Source organism: Burkholderia sp. BCC1638, assembly GCF_902833195.1.
Lineage (GTDB): Bacteria > Pseudomonadota > Gammaproteobacteria > Burkholderiales > Burkholderiaceae > Burkholderia > Burkholderia diffusa.
In genome coordinates this window covers 74,833-100,572 of sequence record NZ_CADFEC010000004.1, presented here as the reverse complement: position 1 = coordinate 100,572, position 25,740 = coordinate 74,833, and the positions used below count along the sequence as shown (strand labels likewise).

28 protein-coding genes are annotated in these 25,740 nt (G+C 67.5%); 13 read left to right on the top strand and 15 right to left on the bottom strand.

Features of this window, described 5'->3' with window-relative positions:
• Positions 1–22: 22 nt before the first annotated feature.
• Complete coding sequence (locus HWX22_RS05800) at positions 23–490, bottom strand: TM2 domain-containing protein (protein ID WP_175907404.1); 468 nt, start codon at positions 488–490, stop codon at positions 23–25.
• A gap of 110 nt (positions 491–600) precedes the next feature.
• Positions 601–1,740 carry a PQQ-dependent sugar dehydrogenase gene (locus HWX22_RS05795; protein WP_175915189.1) on the bottom strand — a complete coding sequence of 380 codons (1,140 nt, stop codon included), beginning with the start codon at positions 1,738–1,740 and terminating at the stop codon, positions 601–603.
• Positions 1,741–1,893: 153 nt separating this feature from the next.
• Here HWX22_RS05795 and rpsP point away from each other — a divergent pair, with 153 nt between their 5' ends.
• The 6 genes from rpsP (at position 1,894) to HWX22_RS05765 (ending at position 6,021) form a co-directional block, all read left to right on the top strand.
• On the top strand, positions 1,894–2,148 hold the full coding sequence (rpsP, locus tag HWX22_RS05790; protein WP_006476550.1) for a 30S ribosomal protein S16: 255 nt from the start codon (positions 1,894–1,896) through the stop codon (positions 2,146–2,148).
• 42 nt (positions 2,149–2,190) lie between these two features.
• Positions 2,191–2,868, top strand: coding sequence for a ribosome maturation factor RimM (gene rimM, locus HWX22_RS05785; protein WP_059816162.1), 678 nt, complete (start codon positions 2,191–2,193; stop codon positions 2,866–2,868).
• Positions 2,868–3,662 carry a tRNA (guanosine(37)-N1)-methyltransferase TrmD gene (gene trmD, locus HWX22_RS05780; RefSeq protein WP_059447922.1) on the top strand — a complete coding sequence of 265 codons (795 nt, stop codon included), beginning with the start codon at positions 2,868–2,870 and terminating at the stop codon, positions 3,660–3,662. Before rimM ends, trmD begins: the two co-directional genes overlap by 1 nt.
• A gap of 133 nt (positions 3,663–3,795) precedes the next feature.
• Positions 3,796–4,188, top strand: coding sequence for a 50S ribosomal protein L19 (gene rplS, locus HWX22_RS05775; RefSeq protein ID WP_006753174.1), 393 nt, complete (start codon positions 3,796–3,798; stop codon positions 4,186–4,188).
• An 87-nt stretch (positions 4,189–4,275) separates the two neighbouring features.
• A complete protein-coding gene (locus tag HWX22_RS05770) occupies positions 4,276–4,962 on the top strand; it encodes a CoA pyrophosphatase (protein ID WP_059816153.1) in 687 nt (228 codons plus the stop codon).
• Positions 4,963–5,082: 120 nt separating this feature from the next.
• Entirely contained in the window at positions 5,083–6,021 is a 939-nt protein-coding gene (locus HWX22_RS05765) for a CobD/CbiB family protein (RefSeq protein WP_059523804.1), read from the top strand.
• A 78-nt stretch (positions 6,022–6,099) separates the two neighbouring features.
• Here HWX22_RS05765 and HWX22_RS05760 read toward each other — a convergent pair whose 3' ends face one another.
• Genes HWX22_RS05760 through HWX22_RS05750 form a run of 3 tightly spaced genes read right to left on the bottom strand, consistent with a single transcriptional unit; the run spans position 6,100 to position 8,673 of the window.
• Positions 6,100–6,417: a DUF2007 domain-containing protein gene (locus HWX22_RS05760; RefSeq protein WP_059816149.1), complete on the bottom strand. Its 318-nt coding sequence runs from the start codon at positions 6,415–6,417 to the stop codon at positions 6,100–6,102.
• A gap of 58 nt (positions 6,418–6,475) precedes the next feature.
• Positions 6,476–7,417 carry a ribosome small subunit-dependent GTPase A gene (gene rsgA / locus HWX22_RS05755; RefSeq protein ID WP_175907401.1) on the bottom strand — a complete coding sequence of 314 codons (942 nt, stop codon included), beginning with the start codon at positions 7,415–7,417 and terminating at the stop codon, positions 6,476–6,478.
• Entirely contained in the window at positions 7,414–8,673 is a 1,260-nt protein-coding gene (locus HWX22_RS05750) for a M48 family metallopeptidase (RefSeq protein WP_175915188.1), read from the bottom strand. Before HWX22_RS05750 ends, rsgA begins: the two co-directional genes overlap by 4 nt.
• Positions 8,674–8,790: 117 nt before the next feature.
• On the opposite strand from HWX22_RS05750, the gene orn reads away from it, so the two are divergent.
• Positions 8,791–9,411: an oligoribonuclease gene (orn, locus tag HWX22_RS05745; protein WP_049030222.1), complete on the top strand. Its 621-nt coding sequence runs from the start codon at positions 8,791–8,793 to the stop codon at positions 9,409–9,411.
• A 16-nt stretch (positions 9,412–9,427) separates the two neighbouring features.
• On the opposite strand, the gene mog is transcribed toward orn, so the two are convergent.
• Together mog and yjgA are read right to left on the bottom strand one after the other, a co-directional pair.
• Positions 9,428–10,045 carry a molybdopterin adenylyltransferase gene (mog, locus tag HWX22_RS05740; protein WP_175915187.1) on the bottom strand — a complete coding sequence of 206 codons (618 nt, stop codon included), beginning with the start codon at positions 10,043–10,045 and terminating at the stop codon, positions 9,428–9,430.
• Positions 10,029–10,634, bottom strand: a complete 606-nt coding sequence (gene yjgA, locus HWX22_RS05735; protein WP_279610426.1) for a ribosome biogenesis factor YjgA — start codon at positions 10,632–10,634, stop codon at positions 10,029–10,031. The genes mog and yjgA overlap by 17 nt, the downstream gene beginning before the upstream one ends.
• 128 nt (positions 10,635–10,762) lie before the next feature.
• On the opposite strand from yjgA, the gene pmbA reads away from it, so the two are divergent.
• Positions 10,763–12,133 (top strand): metalloprotease PmbA, encoded by a 1,371-nt coding sequence (gene pmbA / locus HWX22_RS05730; protein ID WP_059523791.1) that lies wholly within the window; start codon positions 10,763–10,765, stop codon positions 12,131–12,133.
• Between the two features lie 83 nt (positions 12,134–12,216).
• Here pmbA and HWX22_RS05725 read toward each other — a convergent pair whose 3' ends face one another.
• Positions 12,217–12,717, bottom strand: coding sequence for a dihydrofolate reductase (locus HWX22_RS05725; protein ID WP_175907389.1), 501 nt, complete (start codon positions 12,715–12,717; stop codon positions 12,217–12,219).
• A 297-nt stretch (positions 12,718–13,014) separates the two neighbouring features.
• A complete protein-coding gene (locus HWX22_RS05720) occupies positions 13,015–13,341 on the bottom strand; it encodes a hypothetical protein (protein WP_175907657.1) in 327 nt (108 codons plus the stop codon).
• 500 nt (positions 13,342–13,841) lie between these two features.
• Here HWX22_RS05720 and HWX22_RS05715 point away from each other — a divergent pair, with 500 nt between their 5' ends.
• Together HWX22_RS05715 and HWX22_RS05710 are read left to right on the top strand one after the other, a co-directional pair.
• Entirely contained in the window at positions 13,842–15,239 is a 1,398-nt protein-coding gene (locus HWX22_RS05715; RefSeq protein WP_175915185.1) for a sigma-54 dependent transcriptional regulator, read from the top strand.
• Positions 15,240–15,281: 42 nt separating this feature from the next.
• Positions 15,282–16,253: a thymidylate synthase gene (locus HWX22_RS05710; protein WP_059816398.1), complete on the top strand. Its 972-nt coding sequence runs from the start codon at positions 15,282–15,284 to the stop codon at positions 16,251–16,253.
• A gap of 106 nt (positions 16,254–16,359) precedes the next feature.
• Here the strand turns inward: HWX22_RS05710 and HWX22_RS05705 are convergent, their stop codons facing one another.
• Together HWX22_RS05705 and HWX22_RS05700 are read right to left on the bottom strand one after the other, a co-directional pair.
• Positions 16,360–18,879: a DUF6600 domain-containing protein gene (locus HWX22_RS05705; protein ID WP_175915184.1), complete on the bottom strand. Its 2,520-nt coding sequence runs from the start codon at positions 18,877–18,879 to the stop codon at positions 16,360–16,362.
• Positions 18,880–19,041: 162 nt separating this feature from the next.
• Positions 19,042–19,749 carry a helix-turn-helix transcriptional regulator gene (locus HWX22_RS05700; protein ID WP_059523783.1) on the bottom strand — a complete coding sequence of 236 codons (708 nt, stop codon included), beginning with the start codon at positions 19,747–19,749 and terminating at the stop codon, positions 19,042–19,044.
• Positions 19,750–19,927: 178 nt separating this feature from the next.
• Here HWX22_RS05700 and HWX22_RS05695 point away from each other — a divergent pair, with 178 nt between their 5' ends.
• Positions 19,928–20,068, top strand: a complete 141-nt coding sequence (locus HWX22_RS05695) for a hypothetical protein (protein ID WP_175915183.1) — start codon at positions 19,928–19,930, stop codon at positions 20,066–20,068.
• Between the two features lie 142 nt (positions 20,069–20,210).
• Positions 20,211–20,723 (top strand): acyl-CoA thioesterase, encoded by a 513-nt coding sequence (locus tag HWX22_RS05690; protein WP_014897688.1) that lies wholly within the window; start codon positions 20,211–20,213, stop codon positions 20,721–20,723.
• Positions 20,724–20,779: 56 nt separating this feature from the next.
• Here the strand turns inward: HWX22_RS05690 and fumC are convergent, their stop codons facing one another.
• From fumC to HWX22_RS05675, 3 genes are all read right to left on the bottom strand, one after another.
• On the bottom strand, positions 20,780–22,174 hold the full coding sequence (gene fumC / locus HWX22_RS05685) for a class II fumarate hydratase (protein WP_175915182.1): 1,395 nt from the start codon (positions 22,172–22,174) through the stop codon (positions 20,780–20,782).
• Positions 22,175–22,316: 142 nt separating this feature from the next.
• Entirely contained in the window at positions 22,317–23,705 is a 1,389-nt protein-coding gene (gene norM / locus HWX22_RS05680) for a multidrug efflux MATE transporter NorM (protein ID WP_175915181.1), read from the bottom strand.
• A gap of 129 nt (positions 23,706–23,834) precedes the next feature.
• On the bottom strand, positions 23,835–24,053 hold the full coding sequence (locus tag HWX22_RS05675; protein ID WP_006753074.1) for an RNA-binding S4 domain-containing protein: 219 nt from the start codon (positions 24,051–24,053) through the stop codon (positions 23,835–23,837).
• Between the two features lie 279 nt (positions 24,054–24,332).
• Here HWX22_RS05675 and HWX22_RS05670 point away from each other — a divergent pair, with 279 nt between their 5' ends.
• Positions 24,333–24,743: a hypothetical protein gene (locus tag HWX22_RS05670; protein WP_059816124.1), complete on the top strand. Its 411-nt coding sequence runs from the start codon at positions 24,333–24,335 to the stop codon at positions 24,741–24,743.
• A gap of 117 nt (positions 24,744–24,860) precedes the next feature.
• On the opposite strand, the gene HWX22_RS05665 is transcribed toward HWX22_RS05670, so the two are convergent.
• Positions 24,861–25,637 carry a DUF4088 family protein gene (locus tag HWX22_RS05665; protein ID WP_059816122.1) on the bottom strand — a complete coding sequence of 259 codons (777 nt, stop codon included), beginning with the start codon at positions 25,635–25,637 and terminating at the stop codon, positions 24,861–24,863.
• Between the last annotated feature and the right edge of the window lie 103 nt (positions 25,638–25,740).

Here is a 25,740-nt window from a genome sequence, read left to right as displayed (position 1 = left end):
TCTGGCCGACACGTGTTGGTGCTTACTGCGAGATTTGCTTTGCCGCTTCGACTTGCGATTCGAAGTACGTCTGGAACGACAGGGCGAGGGCGGTCATCAGCAGGAACGCACCGATCAGCAGCGAGAAGATCACGATGAAGATCACCGTCCAGCCTGACTGGCTGTGCTTGCCGGTGTCGGCATTGAATTGTGCGTCCCACTTCTCGTCGGGGCGCAGGCCGTAGACGAGCGCGGCGAGGAACGCAGCCAGAAGCGAGATCGCACCCGGCACGGCGAGCCACCAGCCGAGGTTGGCACTGCGCTGGGTCGCGGCGAGCAGCAGGAAACCCGGGATCCCGACGATCGTCGCGAGCAGGTGCGCCCAGCCGTACACGTCGCGAAAGCCGTACAGGTAGAAGCGGTGCGCGCCGAGCGAACCGAGCAGGAACGCGAGGGCGGCGGTGAGTGTCTTGGAGCGGAAGCGGCGGGACAATGCGGTGCTGCTGGACATGGATGGCGGCGGATTATCGTTGGCATGGGCGGCCGGCAGGCCGGCGCGGGGCGCTCGGCCCGGCACGCATTCTACGATGCCCGGTCGGGCCGGGTCACCCCTTGCCTGCGTCAAGGTGCCGCATAGGTGATGCGGTAGATGGCGCCTGCGTAGTCGTCGCTGACGAGCAGCGAGCCGTCCGGCAGCGGCAGTACGTCGGCCGGGCGCCCCCACACGGTGCCGTCCGCGCGCAGCCAGCCTGTGATGAACGGAGTCTGGCTTGCATGGCTGCCGTCGGCCGACACGACCGCGCGCATTACGCGATAGCCGACCTTCGTGCTGCGATTCCACGAACCATGCTCGGCAATGAAGATGTTGTTGCGGTATGACGCCGGAAACATTGTCCCCGTATAGAAGCGCATGCCGAGTGCCGCGACGTGCGCGCCGAGTTTCAGCACGGGCGGCGCGTAGCGGCGGCACACGTCGGCGCTCCCGAATTCAGGGTCGGGCGTGTCACCGCCGTGGCAGTATGGAAAGCCGAAATCGAGGCCTGCGCGTGGCGCACGATTCAGCTTGTCGTCGGGCACGTCGTCACCCATCAAGTCGCGCCCGTTGTCGGTGAACCACAGCTCGCGCGACTCGGGGTGCCAGGCAAAGCCGACGGTATTGCGCACGCCGCGGGCAAACACTTCCCGGCCGCTGCCGTCCGTGTTCATGCGTGCGATGATCGCGTATCGATCGCGATCGGCGAGGCACACGTTGCATGGGGCGCCGGTCGGCACGTAGAGCTTGCCGTCGGGGCCGAATGCGATGAATTTCCAGCCGTGATGATGATCGGCTGGCAGCGCATCCGTCACGACCGCCGGCGCCGGAGGTCTGGCGAGCCGGTCGTCGATGTGATCGAGGCGCAGAATACGCGACACGGCGGAGATATAGAGCGCGCCGTCGCGATACGCGACGCCGACGGGCATGTCGAGCCCCGATGCGATCACGTAGCGGGCCGTGATCCGACCCTCCTGCATCACAAATGCGTGCACGCGGCCTTCCCGCGAGCCGACATACAGAATTCCGCGCGGCGACCACGCCATTTCGCGGGCGGTCGGCACAGCGTCGGTCAGCACGTCGACGTGGAAGCCGGGTGGCACGACGAGTTTGTCCGCTGGCGTTGCGGCGCAAGCCGCGGTGGCTGCGAGGCAGGCAACGAGGCCGGTCAGCAAGCCCGCGAGGCGGTGCTGCGCGCGGCGCGCCGGGGTGACGCAAGATGGCGGCATGGCGGCGGTAAGCGTCGAGGACACGACGATTGTATGCCCGGCGTGCAGGGCGTCCGTGGAATTTTTGCGCGTAAGTGTTTGTTGTGGCTTTGGTTTCCGGCTATAATCGCACGTTTCAGTAGTTTCGAACCCGGTTTTCCCGAAGGATTTCATATGGTTATCATCCGTCTGGCTCGCGGCGGCTCGAAGAAGCGCCCGTTCTACAACATCGTCGCTACCGATTCGCGCAACCGTCGTGACGGCCGCTTTATCGAGCGCGTCGGCTTCTACAACCCGGTCGCCACGAAGGGCGAATCGCTGCGTATCGCTCAGGACCGCCTGACGTACTGGCAAGGCGTTGGCGCGCAACTGTCGCCGACCGTCCAGCGTCTCGTGAAGGAAGCGCAAAAGGCGCAACCGGCTGCCTAACATGGCGCGGTGTGCCGGTCGTGCCGGCTGCAAGGAGCATTAATGTCCGGTCACGATTCCGGTAACGCAAAGCGCGGGCGAGCGTCATTTGGCGCATTCGTCCGCAAGCCGGTCGAGCGCGACACTGTCGCGAGCGCCGGTGTGGCTGCCGAGCAGGGCAGTCTCGAGGCAGTACAAGCCTGGCCCGACGATGCTGTCGAGGTCGGGGCGGTCGTCGACGCCTATGGCCTGAAAGGCTGGGTCAAGGTGGCGACGCATGCAGACGCCGGTCGCGGCGGCGATGCGCTGCTCAAGGCGCGCCGCTGGTGGCTGGAACGGGGTGGGGAGCGGTTGTCCGCCCGCATCCTGCAATCGAAGACGCACGGCGACACAGTCGTCGCGCATACCGCGGGTGTCAGCGACCGCGATGCCGCAATGGCTTTGCGCGGCTTTCGCGTGTTCGTGCGCCGGGAAGATTTTCCGGCATTGGCCGCGGACGAATTCTATTGGGTCGACCTGATCGGCCTCGAGGTCGTCAACGAGCAATCGGTGGCGCTCGGGACGGTGAGCGGGATGATCGACAACGGCGTGCATTCGATCATGCGCGTCGAGTATCCGGCAGTCGGCAAGGATGGTCGGCCGACCACCGACGAACGGCTGATTCCGTTCGTCGGCGTCTACGTCAAAACGGTGGATCAGGCGGCACGTCGCATCGTCGTCGACTGGGAAGCCGATTACTAATGAACCAGGTTACGGAGAGCGCGGTGCAGTTCGACGTCGTCACGCTCTTTCCCGAAATGTTCCGCGCGCTGACCGACTGGGGAATCACCAGCCGGGCTGTGAAGCAGGGGCGCTTCGGGCTGCGCACTTGGAATCCGCGTGATTTCACGACGGACAACTACCGCACGGTCGACGATCGTCCGTACGGCGGCGGTCCGGGCATGGTGATGCTGGCCAGGCCGCTCGAGGCCGCGATCGGCGCTGCGAAAGCAGCGCAGGCGGAGCAGGGCGTCGCGAGCACGCGTGTGGTGATGATGTCGCCGCAAGGTGCACCGTTCACGCACGAACGTGCGGTGCGAATGGCGCAGGAGCCTGGTGTCATCGTGCTGTGCGGCCGCTACGAGGCGATCGATCAGCGTCTGCTCGACCGGTGCGTCGACGAGGAAATCAGCCTCGGCGATTTCGTTCTGTCCGGCGGGGAACTGCCGGCGATGGCGATGATGGATGCCGTCGTGCGCCTGCTGCCCGGCGTGCTGAACGACGCGCAGTCGGCTGTGCAGGACAGCTTCGCTGACGGGCTGCTCGATTGTCCGCATTACACGCGCCCCGAGGAATACGAGGGGATGCGCGTGCCGGACGTGCTGCTCGGCGGCCATCATGCCGAGATCGAGCGGTGGCGGCGCCAGGAAGCATTGAGGAATACATTGCGGAAGCGGCCGGACCTGATCGTCCGGGCGCGCCGCGAGAAGTTGTTGAGCCGTGCCGACGAGGCATGGCTTGCGAACCTCGCACGCGAAGCGAAGAACGCCTCCTGAGGCGGCGGCGCGGGCGGGAAATGGCGGTGCCGTGCATGCGTGCGCGGTGCCTGATGTGAATCCATCCTCTATCGGGGCCAAGCCTGGAAGCAGGCGGGTGCAAACGCCGACAAGATGGCTTTAGGAGTCAGTGATGAATCTGATCGCAAAACTTGAGCAGGAAGAGATCGAGCGCGCGCTCGCCGGCAAGACGATCCCCGAATTCGCCCCGGGCGACACGGTGATCGTGAACGTGAACGTGGTTGAAGGTAACCGCAAGCGCGTTCAGGCGTACGAAGGCGTCGTGATCGCGATTCGCAACCGTGGTCTGAACTCGAACTTCATCGTCCGCAAGATTTCGTCGGGCGAAGGCGTCGAGCGTACGTTCCAGACCTACTCGCCGCTGCTGGCGAGCATCGTCGTGAAGCGTCGCGGTGATGTGCGTCGCGCGAAGCTGTACTACCTGCGCGAGCGTTCGGGCAAGTCGGCTCGAATCAAGGAAAAGCTGGTGTCGAAGGATCGCGCCGCAGCAGCTTCCCAAGAGTAAGAGCTGTAAGGAAAAAGCACCCTTCCGGGTGCTTTTTTCATTCTGGCGCGACAATATGCTCGATACGTCACGAACTCGAGATCCCCATTGAATCGCCGCCCCATCATTGATCCCGAAGTGCTGCCGGTCGAAGGCACTGGCGCCGGCTTGCCGTCCATCGAAACCCGCTTGATGACCCCGCCCGGGCTGCGCGAGCGTTTCGCGCGCACGCTCGAATGGAGCGTCGAGCCCGGAGAGGTACGGCTGCAGGAGGGCGTCGATCCGCGCAGCGCCGCCGTCCTCATCCCGCTCGTCGTTCGCGAGGGCGGCCTCACCGTGCTGCTGACCCAGCGCGCCGACCACCTGAACGATCACGCCGGGCAGATCAGCTTCCCCGGTGGCCGTCGCGAGCCGTTCGATCGCGATGCGACGGCGACCGCGTTGCGTGAGGCGAAGGAAGAAATCGGACTGGCCGCCGAACCGGTGGAGGTGCTCGGTGCGTTGCCTGACTACCTGACGGGGACCGGCTTCTGCGTGACGCCCATCGTGGGGCTCGTGCATCCGCCGTTTACCGTGCAGGCCGACACGTTCGAGGTTGCCGAGATTTTCGAGGTGCCGCTCGCGTTCCTGATGAGTCCGGCGAACCACCAGGTGCGCGTGTTCCGCTGGGAAGGCGGCGAGCGTCGTTTTTTTGCGATGCCCTATCCGAACGGCGAATCGGCCGGGCATTACTTCATCTGGGGCGCAACTGCCGGCATGTTGCGCAATCTGTACCGCTTCTTGGCAGCCGGATAGCATCCGGCCCGAACCCGCGCACGCGGCCCGCTGCCGGCCCGTCGCGTCGGCAGCCATGCGCCGCTTACGCTGTGCTATCGTTATGCAAAAAATGACATAACTCCGAAGACGGCGCCACGCATGACTTTCTTTTCGGTTCTTCTCGCCCTCATCATCGAACAGGTCCGCGCGTTGTCGCCGAGCAATCCGGTGTTCGCCCTGTTCCAGTTTCATGCGGAAACCGTCGCGCATGGCCTCGACGCCGGCAAGCAAAAGCATGGCGTGCTCGCATGGCTTGCAGTCGTGCTGCCGTGGGTGCTGATCGTCGCGCTGATCTACTTTCTGCTGTTCAAGGTGAGCTTCGTGCTCGCGTTCATCTGGAACGTCGTCGTCGTGTATTTCACGCTCGGCTTCCGCCAGTTCAGCCACTATTTCACCGATATCCATCTCGCGCTCAACAACGACGACGTGCCGCGCGCGCGTGAAATCCTGCACGAGTGGACGGGCCTCGACACGGTCGACATGCCGGTCGGCGAAATCGTCCGCCATACGCTGATTCATGCGGTCGTTGCGTCGCATCGCCACGTGTTCGGCGTGTTCTTCTGGTACGTGCTGCCCATCGGTCCGGCCGGTGCCGTGCTGTACCGCATCTCCGAATATCTCGCGCGCAGCTGGTCGACGCCGGGCGACGATCGCACCGCCGCGTTCTCGACGTTCGCGCAGCGCGCGTTCTTCGTGATCGACTGGATTCCGTCGCGACTGACCGCGCTCGGCTTCGCGATCGTTGGCAACTTCGAGGATGCGATCTACGCGTGGCGCAATCACACGCGCCAGTGGCCCGACCCGAACGACGGCGTGCTGCTCGCGGCCGGTAGCGGCGCGCTCGGCGCGCGCCTCGCGGGGCCGCTCGCGGAACCGTCGAGTCTCGACGCGTTGGCGGTCGGCGACAGCGGCCCGTTGACGGTCGGTGATGATTGCACGCCGCGCACGCTGCAGTCCGCGGTCGGCCTGGTTTGGCGCGCCGTGATCCTGTGGATGATCCTGCTGTTGATGCTGACGCTGGCCGTCTGGGTGTCGTGACGCGGCAGCGCAGGTGCGCGATGAAACAAAAAGGCCGGCTTCATGCCGGCCTTTTTGCTATGCGTCAGGTCAGTCCGCTCAGTCGTCGAGCGGATCGCGTACGGCGCCGCATTGCCAGCAGGCGGTGAACTGGGCCTCCAGCGCCTCGCCGCATTGGCGGCAGCGCCACGGAGCGGCGCCGGCCGACGGGCCATGCGACGCCGCATCGAGGAGCCGCCGAGCGAGCGCATCGTCGCGCTCGTCGTCGAGCCACAGCTCGGGGGCGCACGCGTCGGCGGGCAGGCCGCCGAGCGCGCCGGTCGCGTAGCAGTTGTGCAGTTCGCAACCGATGCCGGCCGCCTGCAGCACATTCGCCCAATGCTGCGCGGTGGCGAGATCGGGGGCCTTGAAACGCATCGCGGCTCCTGTCGGTGAAGGCCGGGTCAGCCCCGGCCGCCTTCTGCCCGCCGTGCGGTCAGCGGACGATCTGGCTCGCCTCGTGCACGAGCTGTGCGTAAAGCGCATGCCGCGACGGTGAGATGCGACCGTCGGAGACGGCTTCGAGAATCGCGCAGCCCGGCTCGTGCAGATGATGGCAATTATAGAAACGGCAGTCCGCGAGCAGCGGGCGGAATTCCGGGAACGCGCGCTCGAGGCGGCCTTCCGTCAGGTGGTAGAGGCCGAATTCCTGGAAACCCGGCGAATCGATCAGCGCGCCGCCGCCGTCGAGCGGGTAGAGGCGCGTGAACGTCGTCGTGTGACGGCCGCTGTTGAGCGCGGCCGAGATTTCCCGGGTCGCGGCTTCGGCATCCGGCACGAGCAGGTTCACGAGCGTCGACTTGCCCATTCCGGACTGGCCGAGCAGGATCGTCGAATGCCCGGCCAGATGAGGCATCAGTTGCGCGCGCGCATCGTCGGGCGCGCCCTTCACCGACAGTTCGAGCACGTCGTAGCCGAGCGCGCGGTAGGGCGCGAGGCGCTCGCGGGCGACCGGCAGCGCGGCCTCGACGTCGATCTTGTTCAGCACGACGAGCGGCTTCAGTTCATTCGCTTCGGCCGCGATCAGCGCGCGGCCGAGGAGATCCTCGCTGAAATAGGGCTCGGTCGCGAGCACGATCAGCAACTGATCGAGGTTGGCCGCGAACAGCTTCGACTTGAACTGGTCGGAGCGGTACAGCAGGTTGCGCCGCTCGCCGATCTCGACGATCACGCCCTGGTCGGCCGACGCCTGTTCGTACACGACGCGGTCGCCGACCGCGATCTCGCTTTTCTTGCCGCGCGGGAAGCACTGCAGCATCGGGCCGCCGTCGTCGGGCGCGACGATATAGTGGCGGCCGTGCGCCGCGATCACGCGGCCTTCGACACGCGGCGCGCCCGATGCGCGCGGAGCCGGCTTGCGGGAGGTCGGCCGGCTCATGCGTGCTGCATCAGGCGGTCGATCCGCTGCGACGCCGGCGGATGCGAATAGTAGAAGGCCGTGTAGACGGGGTCCGGCGTGAGGGTCGACGCGTTGTCCTCGTAAAGCTTCACGAGCGCGCTGACGAGATCCTGCGCATCGGTCTGGCTGGCCGCGAACGCATCGGCCTCGAATTCATGCTTGCGCGACGTGAGGCTGCTGAACGGCGTCGCGAAGAACAGGAACACGGGGATCGCGAGGAAGAACAACACGAGCGCGGCGCCCGCGTTGCTCGTGTCGAGCGACGGCGTGACGCCGAGCCCCGTATAGAACCACGTGCGCTGTGCGAGCCAGCCGAGCAGCGCGAGCAGCACGAGGCTCAGCACGAACGACACGAGCATCCGCTTCATTACGTGGCGGCGCTTGAAGTGGCCGAGTTCGTGCGCGAGCACGGCCTCGATTTCCTGGCCGGACAGCCGCGCGAGCAGCGTGTCGAAGAATACGATCCGCTTCGAGGCACCGAAGCCCGTGAAGTACGCATTGCCGTGCGCGGAACGACGGCTGCCGTCCATCACGAACAGGCCCTTCGCCGCGAAGCCGCACCGCTTCATCAGCGACTCGATGCGCGTGCGCAGCGCTTCGTCCTTCAGCGGTTCGAACTTGTTGAAGATCGGCGCGATGAAGGTCGGGTAGATCAGCAGCACGAGCATCTGGAATGCGACCCAGACGATCCAGGTCCACAGCCACCACAGGCTGCCGGCCTGGTTCATCAGCCACAGCACGACGAACAGCAGCGGCAGGCCGAGCACGGCGCCGAGCAGCGTGTTCTTCAGCATGTCGGTGAAGAACAGGCGCTTGGTCATGCGGTTGAAGCCGAACCGCTGTTCGATCCCGAACTGGCGGTAATACTCGAACGGCACGTCGATCGCGCTCATGATCGCGAGCACGGCGGCGACGAGCGCGACCTGCTGACCGTAGCCGCGGCCGAACCAGCCCGTCAGCAGCGTGTCGAGGGCGCCGACGCCGCCGAGCAGCGTGAGGCCGACCAGCACGGCCGCGCTGACGACGATTTCAAACATCGCCAGCCGGGTGCGCTCGACCGTGTAGTCGGCCGCGCGCTGGTGGGCGGTCAGCGGAATGGTGGCGCTGAACTGCGCGGGCACGCCGTTGCGGTGTGCGGCGACGAAGCGGATCTGCCGCGATGCGAGCCACAGCTTGGTGACGACCATCGCGAGCACGACGATCGCGAACAGCAGGGTGAACGAAAAGGGTGACATCGAAGGCGCCAAAGGGTTCTATGCGAGAATTATATGTTCTTGCGGACCGGGCCCGCTCACGCGATGCCGGCCGCCTGGGCGGCGCCGCGCGCCGTCCGCCATTTTCCAGGATGACTCATGACCGATACCGCCGCTTCCGCCAGCCAGCCCGCGCTCGTGCGCAACGAGTTGAACCTCGTCTGGCTCGACATGGAGATGACGGGCCTCGACCCGGATAACGACCGCATCATCGAAATCGCGGTCGTCGTGACCAATTCCACGCTCGACATCGCGGTGGAAGGCCCCGTGTTCGCGATCCACCAGAGCGACGAAACGCTCGCGAAGATGGACGACTGGAACAAGTCGACGCACGGCCGCTCGGGCCTGATCGATCGCGTGCGCGCGTCGACCGTGACCGAGGCGGAGGCTGCCGCGCAGCTGCAGGCGTTCCTCGCGCAGTATGTATCGCCCGGCAAGTCGCCGATGTGCGGCAATTCGATCTGCCAGGATCGCCGTTTCATGGCGCGCTGGATGCCGGAATTCGAGCGGTTCTTCCACTACCGCAACCTGGACGTCAGCACGCTCAAGGAGCTGTGCCGCCGCTGGCAGCCCGCGATCTACAAGGGCTTCCAGAAGCGCGCGATGCACACGGCGCTCGCGGACATCCACGAGTCGATCGACGAACTGAAGTATTACCGCGAGCATTTTCTGATTCCGGCCGCGTCGGCGCCGGCAGGCGAGTCCGCGCCGGCCGCCTGAGCGGGCCGGCACGCGCTCAGCGCGGCGCGCGTTGCGCGCTCTTCGGCCGGAACGCCGCGACCACCGCGGCGTCGGTCTCGATGTACGGGCCGCCGATCAGGTCGATGCAGTAGGGTACAGCCGCGAAGATGCCGGGCACGGTCGACTTGCCGTCGGTGTCGCGCAGCCCTTCGAGCGTTTCCCGGATCGACTTCGGCTGGCCGGGCAGGTTGATGATCAGCGCCGCGTGGTCGGCCGTCTCGCGGATCACCGCGACCTGCCGCGACAGAATCGCGGTCGGCACGAAATTCAGGCTGATCTGCCGCATCTGTTCGCCGAATCCCGGCATTTCCTTCGTCGCAACGGCCAGCGTGGCTTCCGGCGTCACGTCGCGCCGCGCGGGGCCGGTGCCGCCGGTCGTCAGCACCAGATCGCACCCCGCGACGTCGACGAGTTCTGCCAGCGTGGCGGAGATCGTCGGCGCGTCGTCCTGGATCAGCCGGGTTTCGGCGCGCCACGGCGAGCGCAATGCGCCGGCGAGCCATTCCTGCAGCGCCGGAATGCCCTTGTCCTCATAAACGCCCGTGCTGGCGCGGTCGCTGATCGACACGAGGCCGACCACGAGCTCGTCCGGGTGGTTACGCTTCGTCGTCATGGTCGTCTCCGGCTTGGTCCGGCGCTTCGTCTGCGTCGGCCTCGTCCGTACCGCTCGCGGTCTTGATCCACTGGAACAGCTCGCGGAAATAGCGCGGCGGCTTGCCTTGCTGCGCTTCCTTGCGTGCGTTGCGGATCAGCATGCGGCCTTCCTGGATGTCGGCCTCGGGGTGCTGGCGGAGGAATTCGGTCAGCGCGTCGTCGCTGGCGAGCAGCTGCTCGCGCGTGCGCTCGATCCAGTGCAGGCGAGCGGTCGCAGCCTTGTTCACGCCTCGCTGGGCGTCCAGCGCGGTGCGCAGCGCGGCCGTTTCCTCGTCCGTCAGCGAGCGCATCACGCGGCCGACGTACTGGAGCTGGCGGCGCTTGCCTTCGTGGTCGGTGATCCGGCGCGCCTCGCGCACGGCGTCGGCGAGGTCCTCGGGCATCGGCATGCGCTTGAGCGCGTCCTTCGGCAGGTCGACCAGGGCCTGGCCGAGCTCCTGCAGCGCGTGCATCTCGCGTTTCAACTGGGATTTGCTGGGGCGATCGTAGCCATTGCCGGCGTCGTCGTCGGCGTGCTCGATCGGCTGGATTCGGGTTTTGCGTGTCATGGGCGGCATTGTATCGCGGCGCGGACACCCCAAGCTTGTCGGTATGTGGCCCCGGACCTTGCTATGATCGCGGGATACGCAACATTTTGAACATGCGGGCGGCTCGCCCGCCACCGGATATCACGACGATGGCAGCCAATCTCGACGTACAAGCGCGCTATTTCCCGCACACGCAGGACCAGCTCAAAGAAATTGCCTCGGACATCCTTCGCCATGCGAAGGCGCTCGGCGCGACGGATGCCGCGACCGAAATCTCCGAAGGCGACGGCCTGTCGGTGTCGGTGCGCCGCGGCGAGGTCGAGACGATCGAACACAACCGCGACAAGATGGTCGGCGTGACGGTGTTCATCGGCAAGAAGCGCGGCAACGCGAGCACGTCGGATTTCTCGCCGGCCGCGATCAAGGATACCGTCGCCGCGGCGTACAACATCGCGCGCTTCACGGCCGAGGACGACGCGGCCGGCCTCGCCGAGGCCGAGCTGCTCGAAACCGACCCGCGCGACCTCGATCTCTACCACCCGTGGGCGCTGACGGCCGACGAGGCCGTCGAGCTCGCCCGCCGCGCGGAAGACGCCGCGTTCGCGGTCAGCCCGCAGATCCGCAACTCGGAAGGCGCGAGCGTGTCGGCACAGCATTCGCAGTTCGTGCTCGCGACGTCGCGCGGCTTCCTCGCCGGCTACCCGTACTCGCGCCACTACATCGCGTGTGCGCCGATCGCGGGCACCGGCCGCCACATGCAGCGGGACGACTGGTATTCGTCGAAGCGCAGCGCGGTCGACCTCGCTGCGCCGGAAGCCGTCGGGCGCTATGCGGCCGAGCGTGCGCTGGCGCGGATGGGCGCGCGCCGTCTCGACACCCGCAAGGTGCCCGTGCTGTTCGAGGCGCCGCTCGCGGCCGGCCTGCTCGGCGCATTCGTGCAGGCCGTCAGCGGCGGCGCGCTGTACCGCAAGACGTCGTTCCTCGTCGACAGCCTCGGCAAGCCGGTGTTCGCGCCGCACGTGCAGGTCGTCGAGGATCCGCACGTGCCGCGTGCGATGGGCAGCGCGCCGTTCGACGAGGAAGGCGTGCGCACGCGTGCGCGCAGCGTCGTCAGCGACGGCGTCGTCGAAGGCTACTTCCTGTCGACCTATTCGGCGCGCAAGCTCGGCACGCAGACGACCGGCAACGCGGGCGGCTCGCACAACCTCGCGCTGCGCAGTTCGAACACGCAGCCGGGCGACGATTTCGACGCGATGCTGAAGAAGCTCGGCACGGGCCTGCTGTTGACCGAGCTGATGGGGCAGGGCGTGAACTACGTGACCGGCGATTATTCGCGCGGCGCGGCTGGCTTCTGGGTCGAGAACGGCGTGATCCAGTATCCGGTCGAGGAAATCACCGTCGCGAGCACGTTGCAGGAGATGTTCCGGCATATCGTCGCGATCGGTGCGGATTCGATCGTGCGCGGTACGAAGGAAACGGGCTCGGTGCTGATCGAGCAGATGACGATCGCCGGGCAGTAAACGGCGCGGCGTCGGCCGCCAGGAAACAAAAAAGCCCGACCGGCGTGGATGCGCCGGTCGGGCTTTTTGTCGTGGGCCGCGTGTCAGCCGCGCTTGCGCGCGTAGACGACGAACGCATAGCCGAACGTGTTCGGCGCGGCGGCCTGGTGCGGGTCGCGCGACACTTCGTGCCAGTGCGCGGGATCGGGCGCCGGGAACGACGCATCGCCGTCGAAGTCCGCGTCGATTTCGGTGACGATCAGCTTGTCGGCGAGTTCCAGGCCTTCCGCATAGAGCTGTGCGCCGCCGATCAGGAATGCTTCGGCGACCCCGTCGCGCGCGGCGAGCGCGAGCGCATCCGCGAGGGACGTGACGGTGTCGCAACCGTCGAAGCGGCGCGTTGCGTCGCGCGTGACGACGATATTGCGGCGGCCCGGTAGCGGCCGACCGATCGACTCGTGGGTCTTGCGGCCCATCACGATCGGCGCGCCCATCGTCGTGCGCTTGAAGAACGCGAGGTCCTCGGGAAGTTTCCAGGGCAACTGGTTGTCGCGGCCGATGATGCCGTTGCGGGCGCGCGCGACGATCAGGGTCAACGTCGTCATGAAGGTCGGGGAAGAAGAGAACCGGAATGGCGCCGATTCTACCGGAATGGCGGCGCGCGACCGCATCGATGCGGGCGCGCGGGCGCATTGGCGGTGTTCGGTCCGCCGCGCCTCGTCGGCGGTGGCGACGAGGTGCGGCCTTTGCGCCGTGATGTCCAGAATAAAAAGAGTGCCCGCCGGGGGACGGACACAAAAAACGGTTCGCGTCGAGATATCGACGCTGCGTGAAACGACCGGACCCATCCCATTCGATCTGTAATCCTCATCGATTGAGCGGCATGTGGCGTCGTGAGCGGATTATTGATGCATGCGGTTTCCGGTGTTTCCCTCCATCGCATGTTGCGCGTTGCCGGGAAGCGGAACAGGAATCGGGACCGGCAGCGGAGCAGGCGGGGCGAGCTCGTCCCACAGCGTCACCCATGTGTTGCCCGACGAACGCGGTTTGGGTGCGGCGATCGGCACGATACCGATGCGGTTGTCCTGTTGCATGCGCGGCGCGTTATCGGCAAGCAGCATCGCGCGTTCGGGCCGCGCGCCTTCTTCCGAGCGTGCCGGCATGAACGGGCACGCGAGCGCAAACGCTATCGTCATCTGCACGCAAGACCGTGAAAAAAGTGTTCGCATGGCCGCCTTCTCCGATCCGTTGCACATTCAGCGAAATGCATGCCATCGGGCGAAGAGCATTGTCGCGTCTGCGATTTGCGGGGGAGCGTCACGAATCGCAATCGAAAACGCCGGGAAATGTTTCAGGCGTGAAACGACGGGGCTTGGGAATACTGCGGATTCAATCAAAACGCTTCAAGGATGAAAATCTGCGCGTGTGTCGATGCAGGTACGCGTCGCTGCGCGTGTGCTATGTGCAGATGATTGATAAACGTCGACCATTGAGCGATTCGGCCGCTCGCCCCTTTGCGCTGCAATTGGTTTGTCGTATTCAGCGCCTATAACTAAGCCGTCGTGACCAAAAAATAACTGGACGCGAGATAAGCGCCATCATGCGAGGCTGGTCGCCGCCGCGCATCGGCATGGCGAATCGAGCCGCTTCGGCTGACCCGGTTCGATCCTTTTGCACGCGACTTGGCGTGTACGGCAATCGTTAGACGGTTGATGAACGGGGTGGGCATATGGGAGCCGAGCAGCGGCATGTGATCTATTTCTCGCGCGAGCCGAACGACGCGTTGCGCGGGCATTTCGACGAATGCGGGTGGCGCGTCGATCTTGCGGAAAGCGCACGCGACGTGCGGCGTGTCGTGCAGCACGGCGTGGCAACCGCCGGCCTGCTCGATTTCTCGCCGGGTTTTCGGCCCGCGGATCTGCGCGAACTCGAAACGTGCTTGAGCATCCAGCAAATCGGCTGGATCGCGGCGACCCGGCGTGGGCAGTTGCAGGACGCCACGCTGCGACATCTCATTCGCGACTATTGCTTCGACTACGTGACGATGCCGTACGAGGCGTCGCGCATCGTCGAGACCATCGGCCATGCGCACGGCATGGTCGCGCTGACCGACCCGGTGGCGTCGCCCGTCGGCGCCGGGCGCGCCGAAGGTGAGATGGTCGGCACCTGCGACGCGATGCTCGGCCTCTTCAGGACGATCCGGCGCGTCGCCACGACCGATGCACCGGTGTTCATCTCCGGCGAATCGGGTACCGGCAAGGAACTGACGGCCGTTGCGATCCACGAGCGCTCGGCGCGCGCGCAGGCGCCGTTCGTCGCGATCAATTGCGGTGCGATTCCGTCGACGCTGCTGCAAGCCGAACTGTTCGGCTACGAGCGCGGTGCTTTTACGGGCGCGAATCAGCGCAAGATCGGCCGCGTCGAGGCCGCGAACGGCGGCACGCTGTTTCTCGACGAGATCGGCGACCTGCCGCTCGAGAGCCAGGCGAGCCTGCTGCGATTCCTGCAGGAAGGCAAGATCGAGCGGCTCGGCGCGCATGTGTCGGTGCCGGTCGACGTGCGCGTGATCTGCGCGACGCACGTGGACATGGAAGCGGCGCTGCGCGACGGGCGGTTCCGCGAGGATCTGTTCCATCGGCTGTGCGTGCTGAAGATCGAGGAGCCGCCGCTGCGCGCGCGCGGCAAGGACATCGAGCTGCTGGCGCGCCACATGCTCGAGCGTTTCAAGGGCGATGCGCATCGCCGTCTGCGCGGTTTCTCGCCGGACGCGATCGCCGCGCTGTACGGTTATTCGTGGCCGGGCAACGTGCGCGAGCTGATCAATCGCGTGCGCCGCGCGATCGTGATGTCGGAGGGCCGGATGATTACCGCGGCCGATCTCGAGCTCAACGAATTTGCGATCCTGGCGCCCGTCTCGCTCACCGAGGCGCGGGAAGCGGCCGAACGGCAGGCGATCGAGCAGGCGCTGCTGCGCCACCGCGGCCGTTTCGCCGATGCGGCGCGCGAACTCGGCGTGTCGCGCGTCACGTTGTACCGGCTGATGTGCGCGCATGGCATGCGCGATCGCAGCGACCCGCTGGGAGGGTTTTCGGCGCCGTTGCCGGAGGTTCCGCGTCAAGCTTGCTAAAATTGGCGGGTGACGGCCGCCCTCGCGGCCGAAGGAACCCGCATGAAACAGTACCTCGACCTCGTTCGCACCATCCTCGACACCGGCACCTGGCAGGAGAACCGCACGGGCATCCGCACCATCAGCATGCCCGGTGCGATGCTGCGGTTCGACCTGCAGCAAGGTTTCCCGGCCGTGACGACCAAGAAGCTCGCGTTCAAGTCCGCGATCGGCGAACTGGTCGGCTTCCTGCGGGCATCGCGCAGTGCGGCCGATTTCCGCGCGCTCGGCTGCAAGGTGTGGGACGCGAACGCGAACGACAACGCGCAGTGGCTCGCGAACCCGTACCGCCAGGGCGTCGACGACCTGGGCGACGTGTACGGCGTGCAATGGCGCCAGTGGCCCGGCTACAAGGTGCTCGACGCGGACGCCGACGCGCAGATCGCCGACGCGACGCGCCGCGGTTTCCGGATCGTCACGCGCTTCGACGAGGACGGTGCGCCGAAGGTGCTGCTGTACAAGGCGATCGACCAGTTGCGCCAGTGTCTCGACACGATCATGGAGAACCCGGCCGATCGCCGCATCCTGTTTCACGCGTGGAATCCGGCCGTACTCGACCAGATCGCGCTGCCCGCGTGCCATCTGCTGTACCAATTCCTGCCGAACGTCACGAAGCGCGAGATTTCACTGTGCCTGTACATCCGCAGCAACGACGTCGGGCTCGGCACGCCGTTCAACCTGACGGAAGGGGCCGCGCTGCTGTCGCTCGTCGGCCGGCTGACGGGTTACACGCCGCGCTGGTTCACGTACTTCATCGGTGACGCGCACATCTACGAGAACCAGCTCGACATGCTGCAGCAGCAGCTCACGCGCGAACCGTACGATAGCCCGCGGCTCGAGATCGCCGAGCGCGTGCCGGACTACGCGAAGACGGGCGTTTATGCACCCGAATGGCTCGAGCAGATCGAGCCGTCCGACTTCTCGCTCGTCGGCTACCGGCATCATGAGCCGCTGACCGCGCCGATGGCGGTCTGAGCCCCGGCGTTCGATGGCGGCGGGGGTTACGCGATCCGCGCCAGACGGAATGAAGAAGGCCCGACCGGCATTCGCCGGTCGGGCCTTTTCGTTTCATCGGGCGCGGTTACTGGCGGTGCCGCTCCTCGTGGCCGCCGGGCGGCGGATTGCTCGGGCGCGGCGCCTCGACGTGCGGCGCCGGTTGCGGCCGCGGTTCCATGTGCGGCGCGGGCATCGACGGCCGCGGCTCCATGCGCGGCGCCTGCGGCTGTGGCCGCGGCATGTCGTGCACGGCCGGCGCGGGCGGGCGGTACTCGTTCACGCGCGGCGGCGCGACCTCGCGCCGCGGTGCCGGTTGCGCGTATTCGGGGCGCGGTTGCGGTGTCGGGGTCGCCCGCTCGGGCCGCGGCTGCGCATGCTGGGCCGGTGCCGCGAAGTCAGGACGCGGACGTGGCTGCGGAATCTGCGCGGTCGTATCGATTCGTGGTTGCGGTAACGCGCGCGGCGTTTCCTGCCGCACATCGGGTTGCGTGCCGTGCGCGGCTTCCGGATGCGGGACCGCCGCCGCACTGCGCACGGGCGGCAGTGCATTCTGTCCGGCTGCGTGGAGTGCCGTCGGCGGCGTCGGGCGCTGACGTTCCATCGGCGTATGCGGCTGCATCCACGCGGGCGCGGGCGCCGCGGCAGCGTGCGTGTTGTCGTGCCCGGTCGGCGCGTTGACGGCCGTCGGCGGGTGCGGGACGCCATTTCCGGCGCCGGGCGCCTGATGCGGAGCCGGATTGCCCGGCGCCTGCGGCGTGGCGCCGTTCGCGACACGCGGCGCATTGGGGCCTTCGCCGTTCATCGGCCGCGCGCCATTCGGCATGATCGGCATCGGCGCACCCGGCCGTGCGGCCTGTGCCTGTGCCGGAGCGGGCTGCCCGTCGCGCGGCGCGTGCGCCGGTTGCACGACGGGACCGTGCGGATTCACGAGCTGCACGTTGCGCATCGCCCATGCACCGGCTTTCGGATTGCCCGGAACGCGGACCGGGCGAGCCGTATAGTCGGCCGGCACATTCGTCCTCGCGACGGGCGCGCCCGCGCCCGGCACGCGCCCGCCTTGCCGGGCGAGATGCGCGGCCGCCTGGTCGCGATACGCGGCCGGCACCGCCGGATTGCGCGTCGCGACGAACGTGTGCTGTCCGATCGCCGCCGGCGGGCGGTAGCTGGCCGTGCGCAGTCCGCCGGTAAAGCTCTGGCGTACCGGCGCGATGCCGGGGGTGCCCGGCATCACGTGCGCATTGCGCCATTGCTGCGGATCGACGCGCTGCGAGAAGTGGGCGACCGGCTGACCGTGCACGAACGCGGATGCCGGCACGGCCGTGATCGCATGCGGCGCCCGGAAGTTCACGAACGTCTTGTTGATGTTCGTGATGTTGGTGACGTTGTTGATGTTCGTCACGTTCACGGTCTTGTTGACCGTCACGTTGTTGACCACGATGTTCCGGTTCACGCGATCGTAGTAATGCGGGCTCCAGCCACCCCAGCCGGGATGCCAGGGTTCGCCCGGGCCGAGTGCGAACCACGCGCAGCCGGCCGCGGCGACGCCGCCGACCGTCAGCGCGACGCTCCAGTCGGGACCGCCGCCTCCACCCACGAACGCGACGAGCGCCGGCGCGTAGACGGGCGGCTGGCTGACGACCATCGGGCCGGGCACCCACGCCCAGCTGTCGTCGACATAGGCCCAGCGGCCGTAGTGATAAGGCGCGAAGCCCCACGGTGCATCGTCGACCCACGTCCAGCCCCACGGCGCTTGCCAGATCCAGTGACCGTCGTGATACGGCGCCCAGTCGGCCGGCGTGTCGTTCGGCACCCAGACGTTGCCGTAATTCGGCGTGTCGCGCCAAGTACCGTTCGCGTCGAGGTCCTGATAGCCGGGAACGTCGCGCGATACGTAGCGGGCCGACACCGAGCGCTGCTCGGCCGCATCGCGGCCGGCGGCCCACTGGTCGAGCGCGTCGGGGGCCGGTGCGGCCGATTGCTGTGCGACCTGCAGGTCGGTGCCGGTGAACACGACCTGCTGCCCGGGCGACAGCGGATACTGCCCGTTGCTGCCGTAGACGGTCGCGCTGCCGCTGCGGACGGTGACCGTCGTCGTCTCGCCGTTCGGCGCGACATCGACGCGATAGTCGCCGGGGCCCGTGACGCCGAGCGCGAGATTGGGCGTGTCGATTTCGTAGGTCCCGCCCGGCGGCAGATCGCGCACGTGCGTCGACACGGTGCCGAGTCCGACCTTCAACTGCGTCGTGTTGTCGTCGAGGTTCAGGACCGACAGGCTCGTCGATTCGCCGAGACGCACCGCGGTCGAGCCGATGTGCAGCTCCGAGCGCGCGCCGGCATCGTTCCACAGCTGGTCGCCGGTCGTCAGCGGCCGGTTCACGGCGGCGTACGACCAGGTATCGGTGCCGGCGGGCTCCGTCGTCACGGCACCCGACATGTAGTTGAGCCGGGCGACGCGGCTCGGCGGATCGCCGCCCGGTTGTCGGGCGGCGGCCGCATACGCCGCGGCCTGTGTCGCTTGCGCGAATGCGGAGGGCAGGGTCGCCAGCGTGGCGAACGCGAGCAGCGTGCAGCTGGCGGTTCGCTTGAGCGTGAACAGGGAGGCCATGATGAGCGTCTTCGTCGTTATCGCGGCGCGTCGATTCGTGCCGTTGAGTTCACAATATCCGCTCGGCCTGTTTCAGTGCTCGGTGTTTTGTAAGTCTAATGGCACGCGATGTAACAAAACCTGTCCATCGCGCGCCGTTGTCGTCCGGTCGCAATGTGCGCGTCAAGCGGACGTAAGCCAGTCGTCGAAAATCTGCTGTCCGGGCACGGTGACGCGCAGCACGCGCGGCCGCGCGGCACGCTCGATCCAGCCGTGCGCGCAGAAGCTGTCGAGGAGTGCCGCGCCCAGCGCGCCGCCGAGATGCGGGCGGCGCTCGCTCCAGTCGAGACAGCCGCATGCGAAACGGCGGCGGCGCGTGCGCTGCTGTGCGACGTCGATGCCCCAGCGCGCGAGCGCTTGCGTGCCGAGCTCGGTGGCCTCGATCGCGTCGCCGTCCGCCTGCAGCCAGCCGCGCGCGGTGAGCCCGTCGAAGATGCGGACCGCGAGTTCGCCGGCCATGTGGTCGTAGCAGGTGCGTGCATAGCGCAGTTCGGCCGGCACCGTGCGCGACGGCGGCGGCACCGGACGGTTCGGCGCGGCCGCGCGGGCCACGTTCGCGAGTGCCTCGAGCGACGCCGCGATGTCGGCCGACGCGAGCCGGTAGTAGCGGTGCCGGCCACGCACGTCGAGCGCGAGCAGGCCACCTTCGGTCAGGCGCGCAAGGTGCGCGCTCGCCGCGGACGGCGACAGCCCCGCGATCATCGTCAGTTCGCCGGCCGGCCGCGCGCTGCCGTCCATCAGCACCCACAGCATCGCGGCGCGCCCGGGATCGGCGATCAGTGCGCCGATCCGGCTCAGGCCTGGAAAGTGGTGGTCGTCTTGATCGGTCATCGTCGTGTCTCGTCAGTCGGAATGACTGCAGTGTAGGCGCTGCGCGCATTCGATGTTTCGCGTTCGGATGAAATGTCGGATGCGGCGGGGCGGGGCGCGACCGGCGGTCGCCGGCCGCGCGCGCGTAGAATGACCCGACGCGGCGGCAGTGGGCCGCCGGATGCGACACGATGCAACGATGAAGACGATTTTCTGCTTGTTGGCGGCCGCGCTCCTCTGCGCGGCCTGTGCGCAGGGCGGCGCGGGCGCCGCCGGCGCGCGGGGCGGCAGCCTCGAGATGTACGGGACGATCGACCAAGGGATCACGGTGCGCCGCTGACGAGCGCCGATTTCCGGCGCCGACGCCGGCTCAGCGTGCGCGGGCGTGCCGTCGCGGCCGCGCGGCGGGCGCCGCGACGTGTTGCCGCAGTGCAACGTATAATGCGCCGATTGCAGTGCCCCCGCCGCCTGGAGCTACCACGATGTCCCAACCGTCCCCCGTACCGGCCGCCCTCGACCGCACCGAAACCGTATTCCGCTTCCTCGCCGAGCCGTCGTCCGTGAACTTCGGCGGCAAGGTGCATGGCGGAGCGTTGATGAAGTGGATCGACGAGGTCGCGTATGCGTGTGCGGCGGTCTGGTCGAGCCGCTATTGCGTGACGGTCAGCGTCGGCAACATCCGCTTCCAGCGTCCGATTCTCGTCGGCAACCTGGTCGAACTGAAGGCGCGCGTCGTCGCGACGGGGCGCACCAGCATGCACATCCATGTGTCCGTGCATGCCGGCGATCCGAAGGGCGGCGTGTTGCGCCAGACGACCGATTGCCTCGTCGTGTTCGTCGCGGTCGACGAGAACGGCAACCCGGTGCCGGTGCCGCCGTTCGTGCCCGAGACCGACGAGCAGAAGGTGCTCGCCAAATATGCGGCCGACGTGCGCGCCGCGCTCGACAAGATCGTCGAGATGAAGCCCGAGGAAGTGGCGAAGGGCACCGTCTGACGACAACGGGCGCCGCGCATGCGTGCCGCGCCCGTCATCGCGTCACCTCCCCGCGATTACCGCGCTCCGATCATCTCTTCGGGGCGCACCCACGCGTCGAATTCCGCCTCGGTCAGGTAGCCGAGCGCGAGCGCGGCGGCCTTCAGCGTCGTGCCTTCCTTGTGCGCCTTCTTCGCGATCTGCGCGGCCTTGTCGTAGCCGATGTGCGGATTGAGCGCCGTCACGAGCATCAGCGATTCGTTCAGCAGCAGGTCGATGCGCGCGCGGTTCGGCTCGATGCCCACCGCGCAGTGGTCGTTGAAGCTCTGCGCGCCGTCGGCGAGCAGCCGCACCGACTGCAGCAAGTTGTGCGCGATCATCGGCCGGAACACGTTCAGCTCGAAATTGCCGCTGGCGCCGCCGACGTTGACCGCGACGTCGTTGCCGAACACCTGGCAGCACAGCATCGTCACGGCTTCCGACTGCGTCGGGTTCACCTTGCCCGGCATGATCGAGCTGCCCGGTTCGTTTTCCGGAATCGACAGTTCGCCGAGCCCGCAGCGCGGCCCGCTCGCGAGCCAGCGGACGTCGTTGGCGATCTTCATCAGGCCGGCCGCGACCGTCTTCAGCGCGCCGTGCGCGAACACCAGCGCATCGGCAGCCGCCATCACCTCGAACTTGCTCGGTGCGGTCACGAACGGCAGCTTCGTCAGCCGGCCGATTTCGTCGGCCACGCGCACCGCGAACTCCGGATGCGCGTTCAGCCCCGTGCCGACGGCGGTGCCGCCGAGCGCGAGTTCGTACAGGTGCGGCAGCGCCGACTCGACGTGCCGGACGCCCTGGTCGAGCTGCGCGACATAGCCGGAAAACTCCTGCCCGAGCGTGAGCGGCGTCGCGTCCTGCAGGTGCGTGCGGCCGATCTTCACGATGTCGGCGAAAGCCTTCGACTTCGCGTCAAGCGTCGCGCGCAGCGTGCGCAGCGCGGGCAGCAGGTGGTTGACGATCGCGTAGGCGGCCGCGACATGCATCGCGGTCGGGAACACGTCGTTCGACGACTGGCCGCGGTTCACGTCGTCGTTCGGGTGGACCTTGCGTGCTTCGCCGCGCTCGCCGCCGAGCAACTCGCTCGCCCGGTTCGCGATCACCTCGTTGAGGTTCATGTTGGTCTGCGTGCCGGAGCCCGTCTGCCAGACCGCGAGCGGGAATTCGCGCGGATGCTTGCCCGCGATGATCTCGTCGGCCGCGTCGATGATCGCGCGCGCCTTGTCGTCGGCCAGCACGCCGAGCGACTGGTTCACGGCGGCCGCGGCGCGCTTGACGATCGCGAGCGCGCGGATCAGCTCGGGCGACTGCTTCTCTGTCGAGATCCGGAAATTCTGCAGCGAGCGTTCCGTCTGCGCGCCCCAGAGCCGGTTGGCCGGCACGGCGATCTCGCCGAACGTGTCGCGTTCCATCCGAACTGCTTCGTTCATGATGCACTCCTCTTGGGAAGGGGAAAGGCCGCGCGTGGCGCGGCGTCTGGCGTATCGTGAGGCAGTCGCGCCGCTGGCGCGGCGTCCTTGGGTCTTCAGCCGACAAGCATAGCGCCGGCCGCGATTTCGCGTCGTGCCGAGTTCAACGCGTCGGCGCGACGAGAGACGATGTCTTCCGGTGAAAGCGCCAGGCCATCAGCACGGCGACGCTCGCGAGGCCGGCCGCGAGCCCCCACCACAGGCCGCGCGCGCCGAGGCCGGCATGGAACGCCAGCCAGTAACCGGTCGGGAAACCGATGCCCCAGTAGCCGAAGGTCGCCGCGAGCATCGGGATGCGCGTGTCCCGCAGCCCGCGCAGTGCACCCGACCCGACGGTCTGCATGCCGTCGACGATCTGGAACACCGCGGCGATGCCGAGGAGCGACGCGGCCAGCGACACGGTCGCCGCGTTGGCCGGGTCGTCGAGTTGCAGATACAGGCCGACGATCGCATGCGGCGCGACGATCAGCACGAGCCCCGACAGCGACATGAACGCGACGCCGAGCCCGAGCGCGACGAAGCCCGCATGCCGCGCGGCGACCGGCTGGCCGGCGCCGACCCAGTAGCCGACCCGCACGTTGGCGGCTTGGCCGATCGCAAGCGGCACCATGAACGCGACCGACGCGACGTTCAGCGCGATCTGATGCGCGGCCAGCGACGTCGCGCCGAGCACGCCGATGGTGAGGCCCGTGGCGAGGAAGAGCGTCGATTCGACCCCGTACGTGATCGCCACCGGCCAGCCGATGCCGATCAGCTCGCCCATCACCGGCAGTTTCGGGCGGGCGGCGGTCACGAAATGACGGAACCGCTGGCGGCCGTGCAGCAGCCAGATCAGCGCGAGCGCGGTGAGCCAGATGGTGATGGTCGTCGCGACCGCCGAGCCGAGGAAACCGAGCCGCGGCAAGCCGAACGCGCCGTGGATCAGCCCATAGTTCAGCACGCCGTTGACGCCGACGCCGCCGATCGACACCCACAGGAGGCGTCGTGCGGCGCCGATCGCCGGCAGGAATGCGCGCATCAGTCCGACGCCGATCAGGCTGCCGAGCGCCGCGAACCGCAGGATGCCGGTGTATTCGCCGACATGACGCGCGAGCGTCGGCGGCTCGTGGAACATCAGCAGGATCGGTTCGGACAGCGACAGCGCGACGATCGCCGGAATCGCGAGCAGCACGGACAGCACGAAGCCGGTCCAGTAGATGTGCGGCACGCGATGTTCCGCCTGCGCGCCGCGCGCATGCGCGACGCTCACGCTGATCGACGACAGCACGCCCTGCAGCACGGTCACGATGACGAAGAAGAAGTTGGCGCCGAGGCCGCCCGCCGCGAGCGAATCGGGGCCGAGCGAGCCGAGCAGCACCGTGTCGGTGACGCTCATCGCCATCTGCGAGAGTTGTGCGATCGCGAGCGGCGCGGCGAGGCGCGCGGTATCGGCGGCATGGCTGGACAGCGACGGCGGCGCGGCGGCCGTCCGCGTGAGACCGGAATGCGACATGGAGTGAGCGCTCGCGCGGGTGCGGGCCCGCGCTGTCTGTATTTATTTTGAGAGACGGCTAGCTTACGGCTTTATTCGAACGGTGTCGAACGCGCGCGCCGATGGCCATGTCGTGGTCAGGGGGAACCGCTACGCGTCGTGAACCGCGATCCGCGTATCGCCGAACAGCACGACCTGACCCGCGCGGATCTTGCAGGTCTTGCGCAGCTCGACCACGCCGTCGACTTTCACCGCGCCGGACGCGACGAACATCTTCGCGGTGCCGCCGCTATCCGCGAGGCCGGTGATCTTGAGAAGGTTGTGCAGCTCGACGTATTCGCCGGTCAGCGTGAAATCCAGATTGGGCATGACGAAGGGAGCGCGCGTGCGCGGGAGGAATCGCCCCGCATCATACGGCACCGACGGCCGGCGCGCGAGTGCGGACGCTCGTGCAGGCCCGCGCGCCGCAGTTGTTAAGGACTGTGAGCGATTCGTCAGCAAATGAAACGGTGGGTAACAGTCTGAGAGATTCGAGAACCGGACGTGCGGCCCGCGGGTCTTTCGTCGTACCTGCTGCGCGTTGCGGCAGGGGACGCGACGGGTCGCATCGACGCGGTCCGCGCCCACAACTTCTTGAGGAGGATTGTCATGTCCAAGATTCGTTCGATGCTGATCGGTGCCGCGCTGACGGCGTTCGCCACTTCGGCCGCATTCGCGCAGACGGGTGTCGCGGCACAGGGCACCGCAGGTGCCGGCGTGCAGGCGCAGGCGCCGGCAGCAGGGGCTGGCGCAGGTGCGGGCATGCAGGGTGATGCCGGCGCGAATGCGTCGGGCAATGCGGTCGGCGGCGCAACCGACGCGGTCGGCGCGGCAGCCGACGGCGCGAAGGATACGGCGTCGTCGTCGGTCCACTCGGCCAAGAAGCACGCGAAGCATGCGGCGAAGTCGGCCAAGCATCATGCCGGCACGGCAAAGTCGAAGGTGGGCGACGAGGCGGTCGACGGCGGCGCGTCGGCCGGCGTGCAGGGCGGCGCATCGGCCTCGGGCGCCGCACAGTAAGCGGCCCTCCGACGTCGCACGACGTTCGCCCCGGACGGCGCGTCGTGACGGCGATCGATCGGCGGCCCGGTTCGCTTCGCGCGAACCGGGCCGTTCTTCATGCGTGGACGCGGGCCGTCATGGCCGGTGCTGTTCCTGGCCCGGTCCGGGCGCCGGTCGCGCGGCGGACGGCGTGAATACGCTGCGCAGCCACGCGGCAAGCCGCGCGAAAACGTCGTACGGCTCGTCGACGAAGATCTCGGGCTTCAGCAGCCGCAGGTATTCCATGATCTGCTGCGCCTCCTGTTTCTGGAACGAACCGTGCGCGAGCCCGAGTCGCAGCAGGCCGCGCAGTTCGCCGAGCTTGTCGCGCGCGGCGCTGCCGACGCTCATCTCGCACGCGAGCTTCGCCTCGTAGACGCGCTGGCGCAGCGATTCCGCAAGCCGCCATGCGGGCGTCTGCATCATTTCCTCGAGCGCCTGGATGTCGTGCACCGCGCTCTTGATCTGCGCGGCGAGCGGATCGACGAGCGACGCGTCGCCCTGTGCTTCGGCGACGATCGCCTTGGCCCAGTCGCGGCACGCCTTCGCGAGCTCGTCGGGGGTCCATTCGGAGCGCGACGCGAAGCCGAAGCCGAATTCGCCGGCCTGCCGCATCAGGATCGCGACGACGTCCGGAAATTCCTTGTCGAGCGTGCGCTTCGCCCATGCGTACTGGCCGCCCTCGAGCATCCGCTGCACGGCATGCTCGGTCAGCGGCACCATGTTGTCGAGCAGCTTGGCGCGCAGGAAATCCTCGAACGACGGCGTCGCGAACTGCGGGTCGAGTTTCAGCGACACGCGCACGAATGCGTCGTAGTCCTTGCGCAGGGACGCAAGCGTGTCGTCCTTGAGGGAAAGGGTGATCTGGCCCATGAATCGTCTCGATGGCGGCCCGCGCGGCCGGCGGCCGACACCGCGCACCGGTGCGGGCGCAGCGTCGACGGACCGGTTCGCGCCGAGGCCGATGGCGGGTCTT

Bases quoted from the DNA above. Each gene is read 5' to 3' on its own strand.
- rsgA (WP_175907401.1), bottom strand. From the start codon at position 7,417: ATGAGCCGGCCGACCTCCCGCAAGCCGGCTCCGCGCGCATCGGGCGCG.
- HWX22_RS05725 (WP_175907389.1), bottom strand. From the start codon at position 12,717: ATGACGACGTTGACCCTGATCGTCGCGCGCGCCCGCAACGGCATCATC.
- trmD (WP_059447922.1), top strand. From the start codon at position 2,868: ATGAACCAGGTTACGGAGAGCGCGGTGCAGTTCGACGTCGTCACGCTC.
- HWX22_RS05715 (WP_175915185.1), top strand. From the start codon at position 13,842: ATGGGAGCCGAGCAGCGGCATGTGATCTATTTCTCGCGCGAGCCGAAC.
- HWX22_RS05720 (WP_175907657.1), bottom strand. From the start codon at position 13,341: ATGCGAACACTTTTTTCACGGTCTTGCGTGCAGATGACGATAGCGTTT.
- HWX22_RS05795 (WP_175915189.1), bottom strand. From the start codon at position 1,740: ATGCCGCCATCTTGCGTCACCCCGGCGCGCCGCGCGCAGCACCGCCTC.
- yjgA (WP_279610426.1), bottom strand. From the start codon at position 10,634: ATGACACGCAAAACCCGAATCCAGCCGATCGAGCACGCCGACGACGAC.
- HWX22_RS05675 (WP_006753074.1), bottom strand. From the start codon at position 24,053: ATGCCCAATCTGGATTTCACGCTGACCGGCGAATACGTCGAGCTGCAC.
- orn (WP_049030222.1), top strand. From the start codon at position 8,791: ATGACCGATACCGCCGCTTCCGCCAGCCAGCCCGCGCTCGTGCGCAAC.
- fumC (WP_175915182.1), bottom strand. From the start codon at position 22,174: ATGAACGAAGCAGTTCGGATGGAACGCGACACGTTCGGCGAGATCGCC.
- HWX22_RS05670 (WP_059816124.1), top strand. From the start codon at position 24,333: ATGTCCAAGATTCGTTCGATGCTGATCGGTGCCGCGCTGACGGCGTTC.
- HWX22_RS05700 (WP_059523783.1), bottom strand. From the start codon at position 19,749: ATGACCGATCAAGACGACCACCACTTTCCAGGCCTGAGCCGGATCGGC.
- HWX22_RS05705 (WP_175915184.1), bottom strand. From the start codon at position 18,879: ATGGCCTCCCTGTTCACGCTCAAGCGAACCGCCAGCTGCACGCTGCTC.
- HWX22_RS05690 (WP_014897688.1), top strand. From the start codon at position 20,211: ATGTCCCAACCGTCCCCCGTACCGGCCGCCCTCGACCGCACCGAAACC.
- HWX22_RS05710 (WP_059816398.1), top strand. From the start codon at position 15,282: ATGAAACAGTACCTCGACCTCGTTCGCACCATCCTCGACACCGGCACC.
- HWX22_RS05665 (WP_059816122.1), bottom strand. From the start codon at position 25,637: ATGGGCCAGATCACCCTTTCCCTCAAGGACGACACGCTTGCGTCCCTG.
- HWX22_RS05765 (WP_059523804.1), top strand. From the start codon at position 5,083: ATGACTTTCTTTTCGGTTCTTCTCGCCCTCATCATCGAACAGGTCCGC.
- HWX22_RS05695 (WP_175915183.1), top strand. From the start codon at position 19,928: ATGAAGACGATTTTCTGCTTGTTGGCGGCCGCGCTCCTCTGCGCGGCC.
- mog (WP_175915187.1), bottom strand. From the start codon at position 10,045: ATGACGACGAAGCGTAACCACCCGGACGAGCTCGTGGTCGGCCTCGTG.
- HWX22_RS05750 (WP_175915188.1), bottom strand. From the start codon at position 8,673: ATGTCACCCTTTTCGTTCACCCTGCTGTTCGCGATCGTCGTGCTCGCG.
- rpsP (WP_006476550.1), top strand. From the start codon at position 1,894: ATGGTTATCATCCGTCTGGCTCGCGGCGGCTCGAAGAAGCGCCCGTTC.
- HWX22_RS05800 (WP_175907404.1), bottom strand. From the start codon at position 490: ATGTCCAGCAGCACCGCATTGTCCCGCCGCTTCCGCTCCAAGACACTC.
- rimM (WP_059816162.1), top strand. From the start codon at position 2,191: ATGTCCGGTCACGATTCCGGTAACGCAAAGCGCGGGCGAGCGTCATTT.
- HWX22_RS05760 (WP_059816149.1), bottom strand. From the start codon at position 6,417: ATGCGTTTCAAGGCCCCCGATCTCGCCACCGCGCAGCATTGGGCGAAT.
- pmbA (WP_059523791.1), top strand. From the start codon at position 10,763: ATGGCAGCCAATCTCGACGTACAAGCGCGCTATTTCCCGCACACGCAG.
- rplS (WP_006753174.1), top strand. From the start codon at position 3,796: ATGAATCTGATCGCAAAACTTGAGCAGGAAGAGATCGAGCGCGCGCTC.
- norM (WP_175915181.1), bottom strand. From the start codon at position 23,705: ATGTCGCATTCCGGTCTCACGCGGACGGCCGCCGCGCCGCCGTCGCTG.